Below are 1,310 nucleotides of genomic sequence, written 5' to 3'. Positions count from 1 at the left end.
GGACACCTCGAAAAACCTGGCAATCGAGACCGCATTTTGATTCACTTCGCCTGGTGATTTGCACGGAGGCGTTGGATGCGAGGCCAGGCTGGATTCTGGGACATTGACGAGCGTTATGTCCGGCTGAGCGCGGCCGGCGATCCACTGGAGAAGCTGAACGCGGTGGTGCCTTGGGAGGTTTTCCGGAAACCGCTGGCCAAGGCGCTGAAGCGCTCCGATGGCGCCAAAGGCGGCCGGCCGCCCTTTGATGCGGTGATGATGTTCAAGGTCCTGGTTCTGCAGGCGCTCTACAGTCTCTCGGACGATCAGACCGAGTTTCAGATCCAAGACCGGCTTTCCTTCATGCGTTTCCTCGGGTTGGGGCTCGGCGACAAGGTGCCCGACGCCAAGACGATCTGGTTGTTTAGGGAGCACCTCACGCAGGCCCGGGCGGTGGACAACCTGTTCGCCCGTTTTGACAAGCACCTCACCAAGGCCGGTTATCTGGCGATGGGTGGCCAGATCGTGGATGCCACGATCGTGGCGGCGCCGAAGCAACGCAATTCCGATGCTGAAAAGGCTGACATCAAGGCAGGAAAGGTGCCGGACGAGTGGCAGAAGAAACCAGCCAAGCTGCGCCAGAAGGACCGGGACGCGCGCTGGACCGTGAAGTTCTCGAAGGCCAAGGCCGATGAGGAGGGAAAGACGAAGCAGCGCGATATCGCCGTTCCCGCCTTCGGCTACAAAAACCATGCCTCGATCGATCGCCGCCACGGCTTCATCCGCGGCTGGAACGTCACCGGCGCCTCGGCTTGGGACGGGGCGCAGCTTCGCAACGTGCTGGACAAGAACAACACCGGCTCGACGGTATGGGCCGACACCGCCTATCGCTCGAAGAAGAATGAGGCGTGGCTGGACAAGAACGGCTACGTCTCCGACATTCATCACAAGAAGCCGAAAGGCCGGCCGATGAGCGAGGCGATGGCACGGGCCAATGGCCGGCGCTCAAAGATCCGCGCTTTCGTCGAGCACGTCTTCGCGCAGCAGAAATCCCGCATGGGCCTGTTTGTCCGCACGATTGGCATCGCTCGCGCTTGCACCAAGATCGGCATGGCCAACCTCGCCTACAATCTCACCCGCTTCGTCTGGCACCAACGGCGAACTGCTTTCGCCTGACGGCGAGAGCGGCGGAAAACGCCGCCGCGATGCCGAAATCGGCAACCAGCATCAGCCCCAACGACCGAAATCCAGCCCCCGCCGCGCGTCAGGCTGTTCGCAACCTCATTGTCGCACCACCCACTCTGGAAATGCCGGTAGTTCGAGGTGTCCAG

The 1,310-nt window shown here is 61.7% G+C and carries 1 protein-coding gene; it reads left to right on the top strand.

The window, feature by feature from the left end; all coding sequences use genetic code 11:
• Positions 1 to 75 precede the first annotated feature (75 nt).
• Positions 76 to 1,155: an IS5 family transposase gene (locus tag NKH60_RS34905; RefSeq protein WP_352509991.1), complete on the top strand. Its 1,080-nt coding sequence runs from the start codon at positions 76 to 78 to the stop codon at positions 1,153 to 1,155.
• Positions 1,156 to 1,310 lie beyond the last annotated feature (155 nt).

This window comes from Mesorhizobium sp. M1006 (assembly GCF_040318825.1).
Taxonomy (GTDB): domain Bacteria; phylum Pseudomonadota; class Alphaproteobacteria; order Rhizobiales; family Rhizobiaceae; genus Mesorhizobium.
The sequence above is the reverse complement of the archived record's forward strand: the minus strand, read 5'-3'. Positions and strand labels throughout refer to the sequence as shown.

Bases quoted from the DNA above. Each gene is read 5' to 3' on its own strand.
- NKH60_RS34905 (WP_352509991.1), top strand. From the start codon at position 76: ATGCGAGGCCAGGCTGGATTCTGGGACATTGACGAGCGTTATGTCCGG.